Raw genomic sequence first — 20,291 nt, 5'->3', positions numbered from 1 at the left:
GTAGGAAATATCATGGATAAGAAAGGAGAAACGAGATGATCAAAAATATAGCAATTATCGGTTCAGGTGTAATGGGGAGTGGAATCGCTCAGTCATTCGCAGTTAGCGGGTATTTCGTCACTATCAACGATATTAAAGAAGAGTTTCTATCGAAAGCTCAAGATCGAATATCTGAGAATCTATCCCTGCTCATTGAAGAAGGTGCTATGACTGAACAGGAAAAGCAGGGTGCTTTATCTAATATTACATATAAGGTTGACTTGAAGGAGGCCGTCAAGGATGCTGACTTTATAATTGAGGCTATTCCGGAAGTCATTGAATTGAAGTTGGACCTTTATCAACAATTGGAGCAAATAGTGAAAGAGGATGCAATTATTGCTTCAAATACATCCACCTTCCCGATTTCTCGATTGATGGAGACTGCTTCGTTTGCGGACCGGATGATAATCGCGCATTTTTTTAATCCTGGGCATCTGGTTCCTTTAGTTGAAATTGTTCAGCATAATGTAACAAAGCCGGAAGTCGTCGAGGCTACACTTGATTTAATTCGTAAAATAGGCAAGTCTCCGATTCTTTTAAAAAAAGAAATAGCAGGATTCATTGCCAATCGTCTGCAGACTGCCTTGATGCGGGAAGCCTTTTATCTCTTAAAAGAGGGCGTAGCCACTGCTGAGGATATTGATACAGCCATTACAGCGGGACCTGGATTTCGCTGGGCGTTTACTGGGCCAATCGAGATTGCTGATTTTGGGGGACTTGATACATGGCAGCGCGTTTTTGATAATGTTGCACCAGAGTTGGACCAAAGTAAGCAAGCCCCGATCATTATTCGGGATTTAGTGGAAAAGGGGAAGCTTGGGGCGAAGTCAGGTGAAGGGATTTTCACTTATGAGGAATCTACCGTTTCTCAGAAAATCAATGAGAGGGACCGTAATTTTATTAAACTAGGAAAATTAAAAATGGAGAAGGAGGAAGTATTATGAGAGAAGTAGTGATTGTAGGAGCAGCAAGAACACCAGTTGGTACGCTTGGAGGTAGTCTTGCCAATGTTTCAGCGGTTGAACTGGGAGTGGTAGCAGCTAAAGAAGCAATTAAGCGGGCCAATATTTCGGCTGACATGATCGATGAGGTATTGGTTGGGAATATTCTATCGGCCGGGTTAGGGCAAAATGTGGCACGTCAGGTTGCGATTCATGCAGGGGTCCCGGAAACAACACCAGCTATGGCCATCAATAAGCTTTGCGGGTCGGGGCTCCGTACGGTAATTATGGGGGCCCAATTCATAGCACTTGGTGATGCCGATGTGATTCTTGCTGGGGGTATTGAAAGCATGAGCAATGCCCCGTATTTACTTCCGAATTACCGTTTTGGACAGAAGATGGGGAATGCAGAGGTCGTGGATTCAATGACTTATGATGCCTTAACGGATGTTTTTAATCAGTATCATATGGGTGTAACTGCCGAGAATATTGCGGCACAGTGGGAAATCAGTCGTGTAAAGCAGGATGAATTTGCTTTACATAGTCAGTTGAAAGCTGAAAAGGCCCAAATTGAAGGTCGATTTGTAGATGAAATCGTCCCTGTTGAATATAAACGCAGAGGAAAAACGGTCTTAGTAGACCAAGATGAACATCCACGCCATGGGCTAACGATAGACCAGCTAACGAAACTTCGACCTGCTTTTAAGGAAAATGGAACGGTTACGGCCGGAAATGCGTCTGGAATCAATGATGGCAGTGCGATGCTGGTATTGATGTCTAAAGAAAAAGCTGACGAGCTGGGACTGGAAATTTTAGCATCTATCAAGTCATATGCTAACGCTGCGCTTGATCCAAAAATCATGGGATACGGTCCAGTACCTGCGACAAAAAAAGCTTTAGCAAAAGTGGGATTGAAAATTGATGAAATTGATTTAATGGAAGTGAATGAAGCCTTTGCGGCACAGTCACTCGCTGTGCTGAAGGACCTTGAACTGGATCCAGAAAAAGTGAATGTTAATGGCGGTGCGATAGCACTTGGCCATCCTGTAGGTGCTTCTGGTGCGCGGATTTTAGTTACATTATTGTATGAAATGAAGCGTAGAGGTGCAAAAACGGGCCTTGCTACTTTATGTATTGGTGGCGGGCAGGGTACAGCGCTGATTGTTGAACGGTAAAGGTGACTTGGTCTTATTTTCCTATGATATAATGGGTAAACATCAGATGGATTAAGGAGAATAGGTATGGCCAATGATAATAAAACGGTTCAATTAGAATTAGTAAAAGCGATATTGGAAGAATTACCTTTTGGGATTTTGGTAACGAAAAACGAAAAAGAAATCGTCCTTTACAATCGCGTATTATCTGAGGGGTTTTCAGAGGATCAATTTGATCAGCAAACAACGTTGATTATTAAAAAAAATCTATTGTCAGCTGTAAATACGCCTATTTATTTGAACGGTAATAATGTGATTGTTAGAAAAGAGATTGTTCAAGTGGCTGATGAGGAGTATCAATTTTATTTCCTGTTATTTACGAACAATAAAAATGATTTTCTTAATATTGATAATCATGAAGAAATCCTTTTTAAAGATATTATTGAATTTGCCTATGATGGTTTGGTTATGGTCGATACGGAAGGGTATGTACAAATGTTGAGCCATGCATATGCTGATTTTCTTGGGGTCGATCAGGAAAGCTCAATTGGGAAGCATGTAACGGAAATCATCGAAAATACCCGTATGCATTTAGTAGCCAAAACTGGCAAACAGGAAGTCGCTGAATTACAAAAAATTAAAGATAATTACATTATTGCGACCCGTTCCCCGATTCTGAAACAAGGTAAAATCGTAGGGGCGGTCGGGAAAATATTATTTAAAAATGTCGGGCAATTTACGGCTCTTTCCAAACGGGTAAACTTATTGGAAATAGAGCTAAAAAAGTATAAAGGTGATTTTCGCGAGAGAAATAAAGCATCCTATACGTTTGATCATATTATGGGGAAAAGTCCTGCTCTTATGGAAGTAAAAGTACAAGCCAGAATTGCAGCTAAAAGTGACTCAAATGTGTTGATACTGGGTGAAAGCGGAACAGGTAAGGAGCTGTTTGCCCATTCCATTCATAATGAAAGCAGACGAGCCATGGGTGTATTCGTTAAAGTGAACTGTGCAGCTATCCCAGCAGAATTGCTAGAGTCAGAGCTCTTTGGCTATGAAGAGGGTTCTTTCACCGGTGCAAAAAAAGGCGGGAAGGCAGGTAAGTTCGAAGCAGCTGATGGCGGGACAATTTTTCTTGATGAAATCGGTGAGCTACCACTGCATATGCAGGTGAAATTACTTCGTGTTTTACAAGAAAAAGAAATTGAACGGGTCGGTTCTACGGGCAGTGTTCAGATTGATGTACGGGTAATCGCGGCAACGAACCGCAATCTAGAAGAAATGGTTTCAAAAGGTGAGTTCAGGCTTGATTTGTATTATCGGTTAAAGGTCATGCAAATTCACGTTCCGTCCTTAAGGAAGCGATTAGAGGACGTTGAAATTCTGGTGAATTATTTTGTTGAAAAATACCAAAACCTTATGAAAAAGCGTGTACAGGGTATGAGTGATCAAGCTTTACGGCTACTTCGTTTCTATAAGTGGCCGGGTAATATTCGTGAGCTGGAAAATATCATTGAACGCGCGTTGAATATAGTTGATGAAGAGGAAATGATAGATTCCAAGCATCTTCCTGAAGAAATAACGGGTCACAAAGAACTAGCCCCAATCCGCACTTTAGCCGAAGTAATGGAAGAAACCGAACGTGCTACAATATTTTCTTGTCTGGAAATGACTTCAGGTAATAAATCCGAAACGGCAAAGCGGCTCGGAGTGAGTCGGACGACACTTTATGAGAAGATGAATAAGTATGGTTTATGAATTATGATTGTAGAAAAGTACCCTTGCATTTGCAACGGGTACTTTTTTATACTTTTGAACAACCTCTTTTAGAGGATTAATATAGATGTTTCGTAGTGGTCTTTATTAGGAACCTACGACACTTGTGTAAGTCGGCGAGTTTTCTTTGTTTGGATTTTTTATGAATGTGTTAAGAAATCCGTTCATTAAACGAGAGGTAATTTGAAAAGTGTATGAAAAGGCTTACACTTTTTTTGAGGTTATAAATAGAGTGTAAAGAAACCTGAACAGTTTTAGAGGATTTTAGCTTCTACAGTTAATAAAAAGGGGAAGGAAAATGATTTGAAATGCTTTAATAGATGAGTGATTTTAAATTTTAATTATGTTGGCACGAATATTGCATATGTATTTTACTGAATGGTCCATCTGTCATTTTACAAAGGGCTACGATTGGGAAAATGGATAGGGAGCAATTTTAAAGTTTCATAGTTTGTTGAAAGCATTATCAATTGGGGGAAGTAGTAGTATAATCATTCAGCTTGACTTGGGGAAGGCAGGCTCGAATTGTAAAATCCGATTGAAAATGTGAATTTGGGGGCATAGGGAGAAGAGAAAAGGGGGAATTGTATTGGTGATTCAAATTTTAGCCATTGTTGTGGCTCTTGGACTTTTAATCTTTTTAGCTTATAGAGGTTATCCGGTCATTATTATAGCACCGCTTGTTACATTATTGGCGGTCATTTTATCTGGTGGTCATTTGTTACCGAGCTATACAGAGACATATATGACATATGCAGCAAATTATGTAAAATCATTCTTCCCAATATTTCTATTAGGTGCTATATTTGGGAAAGTAATGGAGATGAGTGGTGCAGCAGCATCTATTGCCAAGACCATCGTTAAATCACTAGGTTCAAAGCGGGCCATTCTTGCTGTAGTCCTAGCCTGTTCAGCGCTGACATATGGTGGGGTTTCACTGTTTGTTGTAGCCTTTGCAGTTTATCCATTTGCTGCAGCGATTTATAAAGAGGCGGATATTCCAAAGCGGTTATTGCCAGGAACCATAGCACTGGGTGCTTTCACTTATACGATGGATGCGCTTCCTGGAACACCGCAGATTCAAAACATCATTCCAACGAATTATTTTGGAACAGATACGTATGCGGCACCATTAATCGGAATCATTGGCGCAATCATGGTATTCACAGGTGGAATGATCTGGTTAGAACATCGTCGTAAACAAGCGTTAGCAAAAGGTGAAGGTTACGGGGAAGGACATACTAATGAACCCGAAAGTGGCGAACAGCAAAACCTGCCTAACTTTTGGCTGTCCATCGTACCACTTGTGCTTGTAGTTGCGTTCAACTTCGCTTTCAGTCGCAGTGCTATTTCCGTAAAGAACTGGTATGATGGCACGATGTTAAAGGAAACCTTCAATATCGCTGATGTAAGCTCCGTAACTTCTTCTTGGTCTTTAATTGTTGCACTGACAATCGGGATCCTAGCAGCGATGCTTCTGAATGTTGGGCGCATAAAGGTCAAACTGGCAAGTGGTTTAACAGCTGCTGCAATGGGATCTTTGCTAGCAATCTTCAATACCGCTTCTGAGGTTGGTTTTGGAAATGTTGTGAAAACGCTTCCGGGTTTCTCTGTGATTCAAAATTGGGTGTTCAACGCAAGCAGCAATCCACTCGTTTCGGAAGCAGTCGCTGTCAATGTGCTATCAGGAATTACCGGATCTGCTTCTGGTGGACTTTCCATTGCATTAGAGGTAATGGGAAGTCATTACTTGCAGGTGGCACAAACTGTTGGGTTCAGCCCGGAAATGCTTCATCGTATTGCTTCCATGGCATCCGGAGGGATGGATACGCTTCCACATAACGGTGCCGTTATTACATTACTTGCGATTACAGGATTGACACATCGGCAATCGTATAAAGACATATTTGTTATTACGATCTTGAAAACGGTTACAGTGTTCATCCTTGCTTTTTCAGCATCACTGTTTATTTAAAAGAATAAACTAAGAAATGGAGATGGAGAAAATGGGAAAATTATTGTCTTCTTTGGATAGTGCCATTCAACAAATTGAGGATGGAGCAACGATTGTTGTTGGCGGTTTTGGATTAAGTGGAATTCCAGAAAATCTAATTCATGCTTTGCGTGATAAAGGAGTAAAAGATTTGACTGTTATCAGCAATAATTGTGGAGTCGATGATGCAGGTCTCGGACTATTGTTGGAGAATAGGCAAATCAAAAAAATGATTGCTTCTTATGTAGGTGAAAATAAACTGTTTGAGCAACAATTTTTAAATGGAGAACTGGAGGTTGAGCTAGTTCCTCAGGGGACGCTTGCTGAGCGTCTAAGAGCGGGTGGAGCAGGTATTCCTGCTTTTTATACAGCTACTGGAGTTGGGACAGAAGTGGCTGAAGGTAAAGAACATAAGGAATTTGATGGTCGCACATACATTATGGAAAAAGGGCTAGTCGGGGACTTCGCCTTTATCAAAGCATGGAAGTCAGATCCGTTTGGTAATCTCATTTATAGAAAAACGGCAAGAAACTTTAACCCAGTTGTAGCCACCGCGGGGAAAATCACGATTGCCGAAGTGGAGGAGCTTGTTAATATTGGAGAGCTTGATCCAGATGAAATTCATACTCCTGGGGTTTATGTACAAAAAATCTTTGTAGGAAACCATTATCAAAAACGAATTGAAAAACTTACAACCACTAACGTATAAAAAGGGGGAGTTTTCGAATGTCAAGACAACAAATATTAGAACGGGCCGTAAAAGAAATCCAAGATGGTATGTGTGTGAATTTAGGAATCGGCATGCCGACCTTGATTGCTAACATGATTCCTGGTGACCTCAATGTCATGCTTCAATCAGAAAATGGCTTACTTGGAATTGGGCCTTATCCAAATAAAGATGAAGTGGATCCGGATCTGATTAATGCAGGAAAGGAAACAGTAACGGCAAAAGCCGGGGCTTCCTTTTTTGATAGTGCTGAGTCGTTCGCGATGATTCGCGGCGGACATATCGATCTTGCCATTTTAGGTGGAATGGAAGTTTCCGAAAAAGGGGATTTAGCTAACTGGATGATCCCTGGGAAGATGGTAAAAGGAATGGGTGGGGCGATGGACCTCGTCCAAGGGGCAAAACGAATCGTTGTCATTATGGATCATGTGAACAAGCATGGGGAATCAAAAGTGAAAAAGAGCTGTACACTGCCATTGACGGGAGAGAATGTCATCCATTGCCTGATTACTGACTTGGCTGTTTTTCAATTTTCAGAAGCAGGTATGGAATTGATCGAATTGCAGAACGGCGTTACACTTGATCAAGTGAAACGCAATACAGAGGCTGACTTTACTGTAAGCTCGTCTTTAGAAATAAAGGGGTAAGTAAAAAAGTCAATTTGAACTATGGTTTTTTCGTTCCATGAAGATCCTCATTTTTCAGAGGGTGATATCTCTATTTTTAGAACAGAGTGAAATTTTCACTCTGTTCTTTTACCTTTTGTGAAATATTAATTTAGCCCTATCGGGTCATAAAAGTATTACCTTTATCAACTCCTTTGAAGGAATAAAGAGGTTGTAATTAGATGCCATTTACTTCATCTATTAATTGACCTTATTCCGAAACGCCAGTTTGAAGAATGTGAACTTCAGTTTCTACTTTTATCGTCATATTAGGATAAATCTTTTTCCATTCTTCATATGTCATTCTTTTATTTTTGGCATGATATTTCTCCTTTAAGCCAATCGGATCAATGTTTTTTTTCTGAAAATCATTAATAAGTTTGTTAGCTTCCCTAGTTAAATCCTGTTTCATTGCCATTTCAATTTTTTTAATCATTTTTCTATTTGTTAGGTTTTCACTTCTCATGGATTCCTTTACTTGACCTTCAATTTTGATTTTAATCGTGATCGAGGGGTCACTCCCTGAGTTTGAAACATTATAACTTGAACCACTTCGGATACTCTCTACCACAATTTCGCTTTTTTTCTTATCTTTTAAACTGAATTTATAAATTCCTCGTTTATGGGATTGAACTAAAGTCTTAAATACAAACATATTTTGGGTTTTCACTTTACTCACTATTTTATTTTCGTGTATCAATGCTACTCCAGAAACCATAATATCGTTATTACGTTTTTTTAATAACGGAAGAAACGCATCTCCGCCATCTGCTAGAGCGTCCTTTAAAAAAATATGGAGATTAGTATCCGGTCCGTTACCAGATTCTTTTTGTTGAGTAATTAAATCGGCTAAAAAAATGCCAATATTCACATTGCTATTAGGAGATTTTGTATAAATGACATCTTTAACCTTCCCTTCGGCAATTGCCAAAATAACCCTGTTCCCAAGTTGGGGTTCACGGTAGATATAATCGGTTAGCTCTGTCATTCCAATTTGTTGAACGATTTTCTCACTAAAAAAAACGATTCGTGTCTGTCCAAGGAGCACCGGCTTATTTGCCTTTTTTGATACAATAGCTTGAACATCACTCGTTGTCGTTGATTTTCCACTTAAGATTTGATATTTCCCCATCTTTTCTTGTTGAAAGATGGGGATGACGAACATTCCTTCGATCATATCATCCTTTGTTAAATCGTAGCCAATAGCCTGGGCCATATTCACTTCGTCGACTACTTTCTGTTGTGCACAGTCGCAAAGAAGTGAATAGATTAGGATAACAGGAAGTACTTTTCTCATAAACGTTTCCTCAATTTCTTTGTATAGATGATTAACAAAAGAAGAGGCAAGTATAAACAAATGAAGTACAGGCCATATGGATTGATAATTTTATTCAAAATATAAAGGGAATCCATATCAAAAACAAAAATATTGATAAGCAGAATAATAATACTCATACACCATAATGGATACTTTTGCTGAACATTAAATAAGCGTTTAAATCCCCTGCTGGCAGCCCATAATGAAATGGTCATATTGGGTATGATAACTAAGGCCCACCAAGAGATCTCAATATATTCGAAACGTTGAATAAAGGGCAACTCGACAACGCTAGTCATTGTCAGTGTCGGCCAAATAGTCAGGACTAACTGTTTTTGTGAATAAAAGACCAGTGAAACTAAATAAATGAACACGGTCAGTAACGTAGTTGTTAAGGCACCTCCATGGGCATATTTTTGTGAAGTTTTAGCATCTTTGATAAACGGATAAAATATCAGAATCATTTCAAATCCAATCATGGTTAATGAATTATCTTGTACTCCTTTAAGTATATCTAAAATGCTGTGGTCAAAAATAGGAAGCAAATTCGTAAATTCAGCATATTTCATAGCATAGATGAGGTCAAATAGAAGCCAGTATGTCAACAATACGCTTAAAAAGGTAACGCCGGTAACAGTTCGGAACCCCCCAGAATTTATGTAATAAATCAGAATTAGAAACACTAGAGCAAATGCCCAGGAAGGTACTTCTTCAAACATCCAAACATGTACGACATTTATATAGCTAATTATTACTGTCATCCCAAGAATCAAAAAGTAAATGATGAATAACAGACTGAAAAAATTCCCAAGCCATTTCCCTAATGCCTGTGTATTGGCGGAAATGATATCCCCTGGAACGATACTGAATATTTTATAGATGATCCAAATCATAATATGAACAATTAGCCCTGCTAGAATTATGGAGATCCAGCCGTCCGTCCCCGCCGACTTCGCTAAAACTCTTTGGAAACTCAACACACCTATGCCTGTTTGCATGGAATGTACTAAAAAAAATACATAGAATGGTGATACTTTATATTTATCATTTACACCAGCTTGGTTCATACAGCACCCTCATTTTTTATCACTCATTAAAATCATTCTTTCTTTTTTTTGATGTTTTTTGCTTTTGTGGTTGTCTTGTCACATTCTCTGTTCGTAAATTTACAGGTCGTGACTGGAAAAAATTAAAAGGAAGCCGAACAAAGCTGTCTTTCCAATCTTTAATGCGAAACGGGTATATTGGTTCTAGGTAAGGATGTCCCATTGAAGTCAACTTAATAAGATGTGTCATTAAAAACACGGAAGCAAGGGTTATCCCAAGCAAACCCCAGATTTGTGCCCCTAGTAGAAAGGGGAATCTAAGTAATCGAATAGCATTTCCCATTTTATAAATTGGCGTTACAAATGATGCTAGTGCCGATAAGGCGACAATGATTAATAAAATATTACTGGTAAGTCCAGCCACAACAGCAGCCTGACCGATAACAATACCGCCGACGATACCTAATGTCTGACCTACCTTTGTTGGTAACCTGGCAGCGGCTTCCCTTAACAGTTCAATTGAAATCTCTAAGAATAAAGCTTCAATTAAAGGAGGGAAAGGTATCAAATTCCTTGAAGCAACAATCGTCTCCAAAAGGTCTTTAGGAATCAGTTCATAATGAAAGGTCAGCACGGCTACATAAAGAGGTGTAGCGAATATAGAAAAAATGACCGCGAATATTCTTAATAATCGGAAAGCGGAAGCTGGAACCCAGGGCATATTATAATCTTCCATGGTAATAAAATACTCCAATAAAATGGTTGGAGCAATTAGTGCAGAAGAAGACCTATCTATCACCATGGCTACCTTACCTTCAGACAAAGCACTTGCAATCCGATCGGGTCTTTCCGTATGTAAGAAAAGTGGGAATAGAGTATTTGAATCATCATAAAGCATTTGCGCTAGATTGGATCCATCCAAAATTTCATCGAACTCTATTTCATTGATTCGTTGTATAACGGTATCGACATTTTCCTGTTCAACAATTCCTTCTATATATATAACAGCTACTTTTGTTTTAGATAAGGATCCTACAGTTAATTCATTTACTTGTAACTCTGGGATAGGCAGTCTTTTTCTCACTAGATTCAGATTGATATCAATATCTTCGACAAAAGCTTCTTGAGGACTAATGATTCCAAATTCAAGCTCGGGTTTACCAATTTGTCTTCCTTGTTTGGAGGCAATATTTATCAACAAACACTCATCGAGGTTGGTATCTAAACGAATGGCAATTTCGCCTCTCATTATCCTTTCTTCAATTACCTTCCTAGTGCAAGTGATTAGAGTATTCTCTATGGGGATATTTTCTTTAATTTGTTCCAAACTAATCGTTTCTAAAGTTGGTATTACAGATAGTACGCTCTCATGTAGTTCTTGCCCGTCAATTAAAGAGCGATAAAAAGATACCCAATAGCCAATTCCTTTTAAGTTGCCTTGATGGTTTATAAAATCATTTGATGACGAAAGGGAATTAAATAGGCTTCGTATATCGGAAACCTTATTAAAATCGTCTTTTTGATTTAAGTTTTTTTGGGAATTTCTGCGGTTAAACAACATTTCCACCTCTAAACTTAAGCTTATTATCCTATTATTCCAATTACATCCCATATTAACCTTATTAGAATATAATTGTAACTTGTTTCGTAAATGGTACATTACTTGCCACAAAGCCGAATAGAGCCACTAGGCCCTATGCGTAAAGTGTGTCATTCGGAAATCATTTTATTCTAAAGAAGGATTATTAATCGACGAAAGGATGGGTGAATGTTTTGAGGTGTAGTCAAGATTGATTTTCAGCATGATAGAAAACTGTGTAAGATATATCGATTCAAAATTAAGAGTTAAGAATGTGTCTTTTATCGTTGTTCATTTTAAGAGATTTTTTCTTAAGAAAACAATAACTAAAATACAATCTGACATTTGGTATCATGGGCATACTCCAAAGGAAGAAGGGGAATGTTGTCTTGAAAATTGATGTTATTGTAAACGCCTTAAAACTAGGGTCTAAATGATTGCACGCTTTCGTATATAAAACTGGAAAAAGAGGAACTAGTTTTAACTCGATTAACCAAAGGAGTTCACCATGAGAAGCAAAACCTTGCATATTAAATTGGATCAAAAGCTGGAAAATCTAAAATCTCTAATGGTTATGCAGGATGATGTAGTTGGTGGTGTCATTATCGGACAAGCAGCTGTTCAAGCGAATCTGCTGCAGTCTCCAGATGATTATTATGAAAGGTGGGTAGCGGGCTGGCTAGCACTTCAAAACTAGCCACACCTATAAAGTAAATTGGTGAATGATATTAAAAAGTAAGCTGCGCATTCTCGGAACACTAGGCTACGTAGGCCGATAGTGTTTAAAGGATAAAAAGCTCAAAATTGTATCATAATATAACCATATACTAAAAGTTTACATAGGTGATTTTAGGTCCCATGTTTAGGAGGACGGGTTTATAGAAGCTAAATATTGCAGAGAATCAAGGGTGATAAGAACAAGTCGTATATTCCCAAATAATGTGAACAATCATAATACATTATTTGGCGGCCGGTTAATGAGTGACGTAGATCAAGTAGCATCGATTTCTGCAGCACGTCATAGCCGAAGAGAATGTGTAACTGCTTCAACAGATTCAGTTGACTTTTTACATCCCATTCGTACAACAGATTCAGTATGTTTTATATCTTATGTGGCATGGACAGGCACATCTTCAATGGAGGTATTTGTGAAAATTATTGCTGAAGATTTAAAAAGCAGTGTACGTAGAATTGCAGCGACTGCTCTATTAACATTTGTTGCACTTGATGAACATAAACGTCCAACACGTGTTCCACAAGTTATTCCGGAAACAGAAGAAGAAAAAAAATTACATGAAACGGCATTAGATCGAGCAAGTATGCGGAAACAGAGAAAACAAAAAAGCAAAGATGTGGCTACGTTTTTAAATGTAGATTATCCTTAACTTTCATATAGAAGATAAAACTTATAACCTACGAGGTGCAAAGACAATAAATCAAAATGTAAGGAATGAAAAAATGTTAATTCAGTTACAGGATGATTTATTATTCACAGGAAGTGATTGATAAGAAGGTTCAAAGGGTATTTAGGATCCTGACATATAAAATACATATATAGGCTAGTACCCGTGCTTTTAATCTGATGTTTGTGAAAATCCCTCCTAAAATTGGGCAAATGTCAATGCCGACCGCAAATACACACATAGACTACTATAATGTAGGGTATGTGTGTATTTTTATGAGAAGGAAATATTTATTATTTGCACAGCTATAATAAAATCGCCGTTCGTACATGCAATCTAAGCTAGGTTAAGAAGCGATCAACTGGAAATAATATATCCCAAGAATAACCTCGACAGAATAAATATATTCTAATACTCAAAAGACGGTAAACAGGCTACAAAATTCCGACAAAAACTCAGGAAACATAGTATGTGGGATTTTATTAAATATTTTCCTTTTATGCGGAGATACTATCAGGAGACAAAGGTTAGAAAGGAAGACAGTATGGATCATATACAAATGGCCCGTGCGATGTTCGGGACGAATATGGCTGTACATATCATATTTGCAACGATTGGCGTCGGGTTGCCGATGATGATGTTGGCGGCAGAATTGATGTACCAAAGGACAAAAGATTTACAGTATGTTGTCATGGCGAAACGATGGACTAAAACATTAGGGGTGTTGCTTGGGGTTGGGATTCCGACTGGTACGATTGCGGGTGTACAACTGTCACTTTTATGGCCTGGATTCATGGAAGTGATTGGGCGAGTTATGGCGCTTCCGTTCCAGATTGAGATTTATGCATTTATGATTGAAGCGTTGTTCATGTCCATCTACGTGTATGCTGCTGAAAAAATCAAGCCATGGGCTCGTGTCGTGAGTTTATTCTTTGTTGCTTTTGGAGCTATGGCATCAGCTGTCTTGATTTCTAATGTACATGCTTTTGAGGGGACACCGGCTGGGTTTCGGTTTGAAAATGGGGAAATTGTCGATGTTGATCCTTGGGCGGCTTTTTTTAACCCAAGTTTCTTAGTAACAGCAGGACATACTGCACTGACAGCTTATACGACAGGTGCTTTTGTCGTAGCAGCAGTTGCAGCCTATAAGATGTTGAAGAATAAATTTGGTACTACTGAATTTAATTTTCACCAAAAAGCATTAAAGCTCAGCATTGTATTAGGATTGGTCTTCTCTTTTTTGACGGCACTTAACGGTCACGCGACGACCCAGCATTTATATAGGGAACAGCCGGAAAAATTGGCGGCCGCAGAAGGCTTGTTTGAAACAAAGGACCATGCAGGACTTACTTTATTCGGCTATACCGACAGGGAAGCTCAGGAAGTGAAGTATGGGATTGAATTTCCATGGGTATTAAGCTTCTTATCAGGCAATAGTTTTGATACAGTCGTTACCGGTTTGAACGATTTTCCAGAAGAGTATTGGCCACCGCTTTATGTCCATATTTTATTCAATGCTATGGTCCTTATTGGTTCAGGCTTAATCGCTTTAGCCTTGTTCGCTTTAGTCTGGAATAAGTGGTTGAAGAAGGATACTTATCCCAGATGGGTTCTATGGCTGTTTGTTGCTGCAGGCCCGTCATCGGTGATTTCGATAGAATGCGGTTGGATTTTTGCTTGTACAGGCAGACAGCCGTGGACGATATACAGGATGCTTTCCACTGCGGATTCAGTAACTTCATATGAAAATCTAGGGTTTTTATTCACGATGTTCATTCTTGTATATATCATTTTATACGTATCCGTCGTGTTTACACTTTTGTATTATTTCAAACGTCATTCTGTGATGGATGATATATATATAGCCGAACAGAAAGATGAGAGGCTGTTCGATTCTAATTCATAAAAGGGGGGAAAGCCAATGAGTGATGCACTTCTTGCAATAACGCTAGTGTGGGGTTTTATTTTTCTTTATGCAATTATGGCCTCGATGGATTTTGGAGCTGGTTTCTGGGCAATGACTTACATTAAAAAGGAAGAAACGAATGCTACAAAGATAGCAAACAGCTATTTATCTCCTACATGGGAAGTGACTAATACCTTCGTAGTTGGCCTTGTCATTGCCATTTATAGTTTGTTTCCGGGGGCAGTTTTTACCATTGGGGTAGCATTAATTGTTCCCGCCAGTTTAATTTTAGTGCTTCTTTGTATTAGGAGTGCGTTCTTAGTTTTTTCACATAGTGTCGACAAGTATGAAAAAGCATTAACGTATATATCGGGGTTAACTGGATTAATCATTCCCGGGCTATTAATCAGTGTTTTGCCGATTACCCATCTTGGGTTTGTTGAAGGAATGCGAGGAAATGAAGAACTTAATCTTTTCAAGCTTTTCACAAGTCCAAATGAATATGCCTTTATGGGGTTCGGAATTTTGAGCACGCTGTTTTTATCATCGTTACTTCTATCTGATTACTCAAAACAGGCTGATGAAATGAAAGCATATAAAATATACCGGCGGGACGCGATGATAACGGGGCCGCTTATGTTAGTCATGGCTATGATGGTAATGATTACATTAAAAAGTGAAGCGAATTGGCTCTACGAGGGGATGATGAAAAACTCTGCATTATTACTCGTTTCGTTAGTCTTTTTTATCATTAGCGGAGTGGCTCTATATCTTCCTTATTTTTCCAAACGGGAGGTTAAAGGAATGCCGCGAATCGCTGTCATAGCGATTATCATTCAGTATTTGGTCGGCAGCTATGTTTATGGGATTGCTCATTTGCCATATATCATTTATCCGAATGTAACAATCCTCTCAGGTTTTACCGACCCGACGTCATTCCGGGCAGTGTTTGCCACATATATTGTAGGCTTTGCGATTTTAGTTCCAGGTTTCTATTATTTCTGGTCCATCTTTATGAAAGATCAACGTCGAAAATTCAAACGGCGACAAATGACGAATTAGTATATCTTCTAAAAGCGAGGTTATCACTATGAAAAAGTTAGATTTGCTAAAATATGCGGTTTTAGTCATCTCACTCTTTTTAAGTTATCAAGCAGTTGAAGCACATGATAAAAATTTTCAAGTTGATGGGACCTATATTTCGACAAAAAGAGATGTCACAGGTGACCAAAAAATAGATATCATCCAGGTTCAAGGATTGCCGTATGAGAAAGGAAGCAAGTTTCTTAAAAAAATAGAGCTGAGTGTTGAAAGCAACCGCCGTACAATTAGCGTACCTCTAAAAGCAGGGTATAATCCCGACCTCATGCTTGCTGACTTGAATAATGATGGGGTTCAGGATGTTTTAGTCACGGTTTTGATGGAAGGTACTGATCGCTTACTAAATAGTTATGCCTTCACGTTCAAAGATGGAAAAGTTCAGGAATTAGAGGTTCCGCCATCTGTTCCTGTAATGGCTCAATTTCTTGACGGCTACAAAGCGGAAATCATTATTGAAGGGCAAAAGCCTGTGGTGATAGATGTCAGTTCAAGAAAACAAGATTATGAAGAATTAGGTATTTATCAAGATGGAAAGTTGAATGAACCGACCGAGCTTTTGGTTGATCCCTACTCGTCATTGAACCTCAAGACCGTTTTTGGAAAAGGAAAGGGCCTTGTGGGGGTTCAATATGTGAAAGGGGCTGACGAGCGTGATCCGTTGATGGAGATTAAATCAGTATGGACCTACAACGATGGGTGGAAACTTGTAAAGGCCCAGGTTAAACCAATCAAGGTAAAGAAGAAAGAGTAGTTAGTGCACAAGGCTTGAGGCGGAGTGGGATCTTGAAACACTAAAGGAGTTAATTCCACTCAACTTATTCTGAATTCAAACATCTTGTTTGCTATGTATCACCAAGGCATTATTGGCTTGAATAAAATAGGAGACAGCTCTTAAGTATGAGAGCTGTTTTTAGTTTGTAATTAAAAATTGACAAATATAAAATATTTGGTAAAATCTAAATAAATCCAGTTTATGTATAATCATACTATTTATCTTAATATTACTGGATAAAATGTAAGCGGATACAACAGGAGGTGCTGTCTTACGGAGTTAAAAGAAAAAATAATCGAAACATCGCTGGCACTCTTTGAACAGCATGGTTTTCATGGCATCTCCGTTAACGAAATTGTAAAGGAGTGCGGAACAAGCAAAGGTGGTTTTTATCACCATTTTTCTTCTAAAGACGAACTCTTATTTGTCATTCATGATTACTTTATTTCATATGTTTTAACGAAAGCACAGGAAGCCATTTCAGCAAGTACCCACCCAACAGAAAAAATGCAAAAGATTATTCAATCATTTGTTAAAGTTTTTGACCTCTATAAACCACACATCTCAGTTTTCTATCAAGAAAGCATTTACTTAAAACCACCTTATGTAGAAGCAATCAAAAAGAAGCGTCAAATGTATAAAGAAATCATATTTTCCGTAATTCAAGAAGGAATAGACAAGGGTGAATTCCGCAGCGAACTGCCGGTTGAAATCACCGGAATGTCTATTTTAGGCATGGTGAACTGGTCCTATAAATGGTACAAAAGGGACGGGGGAAAAACAATTGAGGAAATTGGAGAAATTTACGTCGATTTAATATTACAGGCATTATTAACAGATAAACAAAAAAAAGACGCAATAACCCAGCCATATTTACTAAAAAATCAGATGGTTGTGGATTAACAATAAAAACGCTTGCATTTCACAGACCAACTAGTCGGTCTCATTAGAAAGGGGAATAAAGAAATGGATTTCTCACTTACAAAAGAACAGCAGATGATTAAGGATATGGTAAGAGATTTCGCTGAAAAAGAAATAAAACCAATTGCGATAGAACTGGATGCAAAGTCCATGTTTGCAGCGGATGTATTCAAAAAAATGGGGAAGCTGGGGCTACTGGGGATTCCATTCCCTGAAGAGTATGGTGGTTCAGGCGGAGACACGATTTCCTATGCTATTGCTGTTGAGGAGATTGGCAAGGCCTGTGGAGGCACTGGTTTAAGCTATGCAGCAGCTGTTTCACTTGGAGCAAGCCCGATTTATTATTTCGGTACCGAGGAACAGAAACAAAAATACCTTATTCCAATCACGACCGGTGAAACATTGGCAGCTTTCGGGTTGACCGAGCCGAATGCGGGCTCTGATGCGGGCGGTACAAGAACGACCGCAGTATTAGAAGGTGATGAATATGTGATAAATGGCGAGAAAACATGGATAACTAATGCAAGTTATTCCAGAACTGTCACCGTAACGGCTGTATCGGGAAAAGACAGTCGAGGCAAGAACATCATCTCTGCATTCATCGTCCCAACGGATACACCGGGAATAACAATTAATAGTAATTATGAAAAAATGGGAGTTCGAGCTTCAAATACATGTGAAATCATTCTTGATAATGTTCGAGTGCCAAAGAAGAACTTATTGGGGGATCCAGAAAAAGGATTCAAACAGTTTTTATTCACTTTAGACGGTGGAAGGATTTCAATTGCCGCGTTGGCGGTCGGTATTGCGCAAGCAGCCTTTGATAAGGCTTTAGCTTTTTCAAAAGAGCGAGTTCAATTCGGTAAATCTATTTCAAATTTTCAAGCAATCCAATTCAAACTTGCTGATATGGCGATGGAGATTGAATTAGCAAGAAATATGGTATATAAAGCAGCGTGGTTAAAAGACAATAAAAAACCTTTTGCGAAAGAAGCGGCGTTCGCTAAGCTTTTTGCAAGTGAGACTGCGTTCCGAACGAGCAATCAAGCCATTCAAATCCATGGCGGGTCTGGATATATGCGGGAATATGAGGTGGAACGCTATTTAAGAGATGCTAAATTACTAGAAATTGGGGAAGGGACATCAGAAATTCAAAGAATCGTAATCGCCAGACAATTGGGCTGTTAATCTTTTTAGAACGCAAATGAACCAAAATGCTTCTGTTCATTTTGGTGAAAGGCAGATTATTTCTATACAGCAAGAAGCGTACATACTTACTTTTACTTATTGGGAGGAGTTTGATGTCTGATTTGCTAGATGTTACTATCGGAAAACTGCTTGAAAAGACAGCTGAAGAATACGGTAATAATGAAGCGGTAGTTTATCACGAACTAGGTCTTCGTTATACGTACAGTGAATTTGAAAAAGTTTGCCGGAAGGCGGCCCGCGGTTTCATGTCACTTGAGATTGAAAAAGGGGAACATATCGCCATATGGGCGTCTAATAAACCGGAATGGCTGATTTCCCAATTTTCAACTGCAAAAATGGGCGGTGTGCTGGTTACGGTCAATACAAATTACCGCACAAGTGAACTCGAATATCTGCTTCATCAATCGGATGCAACGACGATAATCCTGATGGAACAATTTAAGGATCATTCTTATATAGATACGCTTTATGAGATAGTTCCTGAATTGAAAACGGCTAAACCAGGAAAGTTACAATCTGAAAAACTACCAAAATTAAAGAATATCATTATCTTAGGTGAAACGCGTTATCCTGGTACGTTTTCGTGGGAAGACGTCATAAGTGGAAGCGAATCGGTTTCGGAGGAGATGTTGGACATCCGAATGAAGGACCTTGCTCCTGAGGATGTCATTAATATGCAATACACTTCAGGGACGACTGGATTTCCAAAAGGGGTCATGCTGACACATTCGAATTTAGTCAACAATGGGCTAAATATTGCAGCTTGTATGAAGCTTACAAAGAATGATCGGCTTTGTATCCCCGTCCCACTGTTTCATTGTTTCGGCTGTTCCCTTGGTACAATGGCCTCTGTTACTGTTGGAGCCACAATGGTGCCAATCGTAGAATTCAATCCACGTACTGTGCTTCAGACAGTGGAAGCTGAAAAATGTACGGGGCTTCACGGGGTGCCGACTATGTTCATTGCTGAATTGAATCTCGATGACTTCGATCAGTATGATTTACGTTCATTACGGACTGGAATAATGGCTGGCTCCACTTGTCCGATAGAAGTTATGAAAAACGTGGTGGATAAGATGGGAATCTCTGAAATCACGATTACCTATGGTCAAACGGAATCGTCCCCAGGAATTACGATGACCCGTACCGATGATCCAATTGAACTTCGTGTATCCTCAGTGGGAAAGGCTCTTCCGAATGTGGAAGTGAAGATCATTGATCCTAATAGCGGAGAAGAAGTCAAGCGGGGCAGACAAGGAGAACTCTGTTCAAGAGGATACCATGTCATGAAGGGGTACTATAATAATCCGGAAGCGACGGAGCAAGCGATTGATTCGGAGGGCTGGCTCCACACAGGTGATTTAGCGGTGATGGACGAAAACGGTTATTGCAAGATTACTGGCCGACTGAAAGATATGATTATACGCGGTGGGGAAAATATATACCCGCGCGAGATTGAAGAATTTCTCTATCAGCATCCTGCTATAGTCGATGTCCAAATCCTTGGTGTTCCCGATCAGAAGTATGGGGAAGAGGTAGCGGCATGGGTCATTTTGAAAGCAGGAGAAACCTTGACGGAGGAAGAATTGAGAGAGTATTGCAAAGGGAAAATATCTTTTCACAAAATTCCTCGATACTTTCAATTTACTGATGGATATCCAATGACTGCATCTGGGAAAATTCAAAAGTATAAGCTTCGGGAGCAAACTCTTGAACTATTAACGGAACGTACCAAATAAGG

The 20,291-nt window shown here is 39.1% G+C and carries 17 protein-coding genes; 14 read left to right on the top strand and 3 right to left on the bottom strand.

Annotated features, from left to right (window positions below; all coding sequences use genetic code 11):
* Positions 1 to 35: 35 nt before the first annotated feature.
* From JFU24_RS03470 to JFU24_RS03445, 6 genes are all read left to right on the top strand, one after another.
* Positions 36 to 983, top strand: coding sequence for a 3-hydroxyacyl-CoA dehydrogenase family protein (locus JFU24_RS03470; RefSeq protein ID WP_201180696.1), 948 nt, complete (start codon positions 36 to 38; stop codon positions 981 to 983).
* Complete coding sequence (locus JFU24_RS03465) at positions 980 to 2,155, top strand: acetyl-CoA C-acetyltransferase (RefSeq protein WP_201249510.1); 1,176 nt, start codon at positions 980 to 982, stop codon at positions 2,153 to 2,155. The genes JFU24_RS03470 and JFU24_RS03465 overlap by 4 nt, the downstream gene beginning before the upstream one ends.
* A 66-nt stretch (positions 2,156 to 2,221) precedes the next feature.
* Positions 2,222 to 3,892 (top strand): sigma-54 interaction domain-containing protein, encoded by a 1,671-nt coding sequence (locus JFU24_RS03460; RefSeq protein WP_201249509.1) that lies wholly within the window; start codon positions 2,222 to 2,224, stop codon positions 3,890 to 3,892.
* A gap of 607 nt (positions 3,893 to 4,499) precedes the next feature.
* Positions 4,500 to 5,885 carry a GntP family permease gene (locus JFU24_RS03455; protein ID WP_201180691.1) on the top strand — a complete coding sequence of 462 codons (1,386 nt, stop codon included), beginning with the start codon at positions 4,500 to 4,502 and terminating at the stop codon, positions 5,883 to 5,885.
* Between the two features lie 31 nt (positions 5,886 to 5,916).
* Positions 5,917 to 6,612 (top strand): CoA transferase subunit A, encoded by a 696-nt coding sequence (locus JFU24_RS03450; protein WP_201180689.1) that lies wholly within the window; start codon positions 5,917 to 5,919, stop codon positions 6,610 to 6,612.
* Between the two features lie 17 nt (positions 6,613 to 6,629).
* Entirely contained in the window at positions 6,630 to 7,277 is a 648-nt protein-coding gene (locus JFU24_RS03445) for a 3-oxoacid CoA-transferase subunit B (RefSeq protein WP_201180687.1), read from the top strand.
* 229 nt (positions 7,278 to 7,506) lie between these two features.
* On the opposite strand, the gene JFU24_RS03440 is transcribed toward JFU24_RS03445, so the two are convergent.
* From JFU24_RS03440 to JFU24_RS03430, 3 genes are read right to left on the bottom strand one after another with little or no spacing between them, the layout of a single operon-like run.
* Positions 7,507 to 8,592: a Ger(x)C family spore germination protein gene (locus JFU24_RS03440; RefSeq protein ID WP_201249508.1), complete on the bottom strand. Its 1,086-nt coding sequence runs from the start codon at positions 8,590 to 8,592 to the stop codon at positions 7,507 to 7,509.
* A complete protein-coding gene (locus JFU24_RS03435) occupies positions 8,589 to 9,680 on the bottom strand; it encodes a GerAB/ArcD/ProY family transporter (RefSeq protein WP_201249507.1) in 1,092 nt (363 codons plus the stop codon). Before JFU24_RS03435 ends, JFU24_RS03440 begins: the two co-directional genes overlap by 4 nt.
* A 19-nt stretch (positions 9,681 to 9,699) precedes the next feature.
* The gene (locus JFU24_RS03430) at positions 9,700 to 11,220 is read right to left on the bottom strand and encodes a spore germination protein (protein WP_201224654.1); all 1,521 of its coding nucleotides are present in this window, start codon (positions 11,218 to 11,220) and stop codon (positions 9,700 to 9,702) included.
* A 526-nt stretch (positions 11,221 to 11,746) separates the two neighbouring features.
* Here JFU24_RS03430 and JFU24_RS03425 point away from each other — a divergent pair.
* The 8 genes from JFU24_RS03425 to JFU24_RS03390 all read left to right on the top strand — a co-directional run bounded on the left by JFU24_RS03425 (position 11,747) and on the right by JFU24_RS03390 (position 20,289).
* Complete coding sequence (locus JFU24_RS03425; RefSeq protein ID WP_201180679.1) at positions 11,747 to 11,935, top strand: hypothetical protein; 189 nt, start codon at positions 11,747 to 11,749, stop codon at positions 11,933 to 11,935.
* A gap of 181 nt (positions 11,936 to 12,116) precedes the next feature.
* Positions 12,117 to 12,623, top strand: coding sequence for a hotdog domain-containing protein (locus tag JFU24_RS03420; RefSeq protein ID WP_201250867.1), 507 nt, complete (start codon positions 12,117 to 12,119; stop codon positions 12,621 to 12,623).
* A gap of 562 nt (positions 12,624 to 13,185) precedes the next feature.
* On the top strand, positions 13,186 to 14,547 hold the full coding sequence (locus JFU24_RS03415; protein ID WP_201249506.1) for a cytochrome ubiquinol oxidase subunit I: 1,362 nt from the start codon (positions 13,186 to 13,188) through the stop codon (positions 14,545 to 14,547).
* A 15-nt stretch (positions 14,548 to 14,562) separates the two neighbouring features.
* Complete coding sequence (locus JFU24_RS03410; protein ID WP_056519298.1) at positions 14,563 to 15,609, top strand: cytochrome d ubiquinol oxidase subunit II; 1,047 nt, start codon at positions 14,563 to 14,565, stop codon at positions 15,607 to 15,609.
* Positions 15,610 to 15,637: 28 nt separating this feature from the next.
* Positions 15,638 to 16,399, top strand: coding sequence for a hypothetical protein (locus tag JFU24_RS03405; RefSeq protein ID WP_201224650.1), 762 nt, complete (start codon positions 15,638 to 15,640; stop codon positions 16,397 to 16,399).
* 312 nt (positions 16,400 to 16,711) lie between these two features.
* The gene (locus tag JFU24_RS03400) at positions 16,712 to 17,323 is read left to right on the top strand and encodes a TetR/AcrR family transcriptional regulator (protein ID WP_201225184.1); all 612 of its coding nucleotides are present in this window, start codon (positions 16,712 to 16,714) and stop codon (positions 17,321 to 17,323) included.
* A 63-nt stretch (positions 17,324 to 17,386) separates the two neighbouring features.
* Complete coding sequence (locus JFU24_RS03395; RefSeq protein ID WP_201224648.1) at positions 17,387 to 18,529, top strand: acyl-CoA dehydrogenase; 1,143 nt, start codon at positions 17,387 to 17,389, stop codon at positions 18,527 to 18,529.
* Between the two features lie 113 nt (positions 18,530 to 18,642).
* Positions 18,643 to 20,289 carry an AMP-binding protein gene (locus tag JFU24_RS03390; RefSeq protein WP_242485267.1) on the top strand — a complete coding sequence of 549 codons (1,647 nt, stop codon included), beginning with the start codon at positions 18,643 to 18,645 and terminating at the stop codon, positions 20,287 to 20,289.
* Positions 20,290 to 20,291: the final 2 nt, after the last annotated feature.

The organism is Peribacillus sp. TH27, from assembly GCF_016650915.1.
GTDB classification, from domain to species: domain Bacteria; phylum Bacillota; class Bacilli; order Bacillales; family DSM-1321; genus Peribacillus; species Peribacillus butanolivorans.
This window is presented reverse-complemented; position numbering and strand designations above follow the sequence as displayed.

What these genes read in the sequence shown, in the direction of transcription:
- JFU24_RS03415 (WP_201249506.1), top strand. Translation starts at nt 13,186, where the DNA reads ATGGATCATATACAAATGGCCCGTGCGATGTTCGGGACGAATATGGCT.
- JFU24_RS03460 (WP_201249509.1), top strand. Translation starts at nt 2,222, where the DNA reads ATGGCCAATGATAATAAAACGGTTCAATTAGAATTAGTAAAAGCGATA.
- JFU24_RS03390 (WP_242485267.1), top strand. Translation starts at nt 18,643, where the DNA reads ATGTCTGATTTGCTAGATGTTACTATCGGAAAACTGCTTGAAAAGACA.
- JFU24_RS03395 (WP_201224648.1), top strand. Translation starts at nt 17,387, where the DNA reads ATGGATTTCTCACTTACAAAAGAACAGCAGATGATTAAGGATATGGTA.
- JFU24_RS03425 (WP_201180679.1), top strand. Translation starts at nt 11,747, where the DNA reads ATGAGAAGCAAAACCTTGCATATTAAATTGGATCAAAAGCTGGAAAAT.
- JFU24_RS03430 (WP_201224654.1), bottom strand. Translation starts at nt 11,220, where the DNA reads ATGTTGTTTAACCGCAGAAATTCCCAAAAAAACTTAAATCAAAAAGAC.
- JFU24_RS03405 (WP_201224650.1), top strand. Translation starts at nt 15,638, where the DNA reads ATGAAAAAGTTAGATTTGCTAAAATATGCGGTTTTAGTCATCTCACTC.
- JFU24_RS03410 (WP_056519298.1), top strand. Translation starts at nt 14,563, where the DNA reads ATGAGTGATGCACTTCTTGCAATAACGCTAGTGTGGGGTTTTATTTTT.
- JFU24_RS03470 (WP_201180696.1), top strand. Translation starts at nt 36, where the DNA reads ATGATCAAAAATATAGCAATTATCGGTTCAGGTGTAATGGGGAGTGGA.
- JFU24_RS03440 (WP_201249508.1), bottom strand. Translation starts at nt 8,592, where the DNA reads ATGAGAAAAGTACTTCCTGTTATCCTAATCTATTCACTTCTTTGCGAC.
- JFU24_RS03450 (WP_201180689.1), top strand. Translation starts at nt 5,917, where the DNA reads ATGGGAAAATTATTGTCTTCTTTGGATAGTGCCATTCAACAAATTGAG.
- JFU24_RS03465 (WP_201249510.1), top strand. Translation starts at nt 980, where the DNA reads ATGAGAGAAGTAGTGATTGTAGGAGCAGCAAGAACACCAGTTGGTACG.
- JFU24_RS03445 (WP_201180687.1), top strand. Translation starts at nt 6,630, where the DNA reads ATGTCAAGACAACAAATATTAGAACGGGCCGTAAAAGAAATCCAAGAT.
- JFU24_RS03435 (WP_201249507.1), bottom strand. Translation starts at nt 9,680, where the DNA reads ATGAACCAAGCTGGTGTAAATGATAAATATAAAGTATCACCATTCTAT.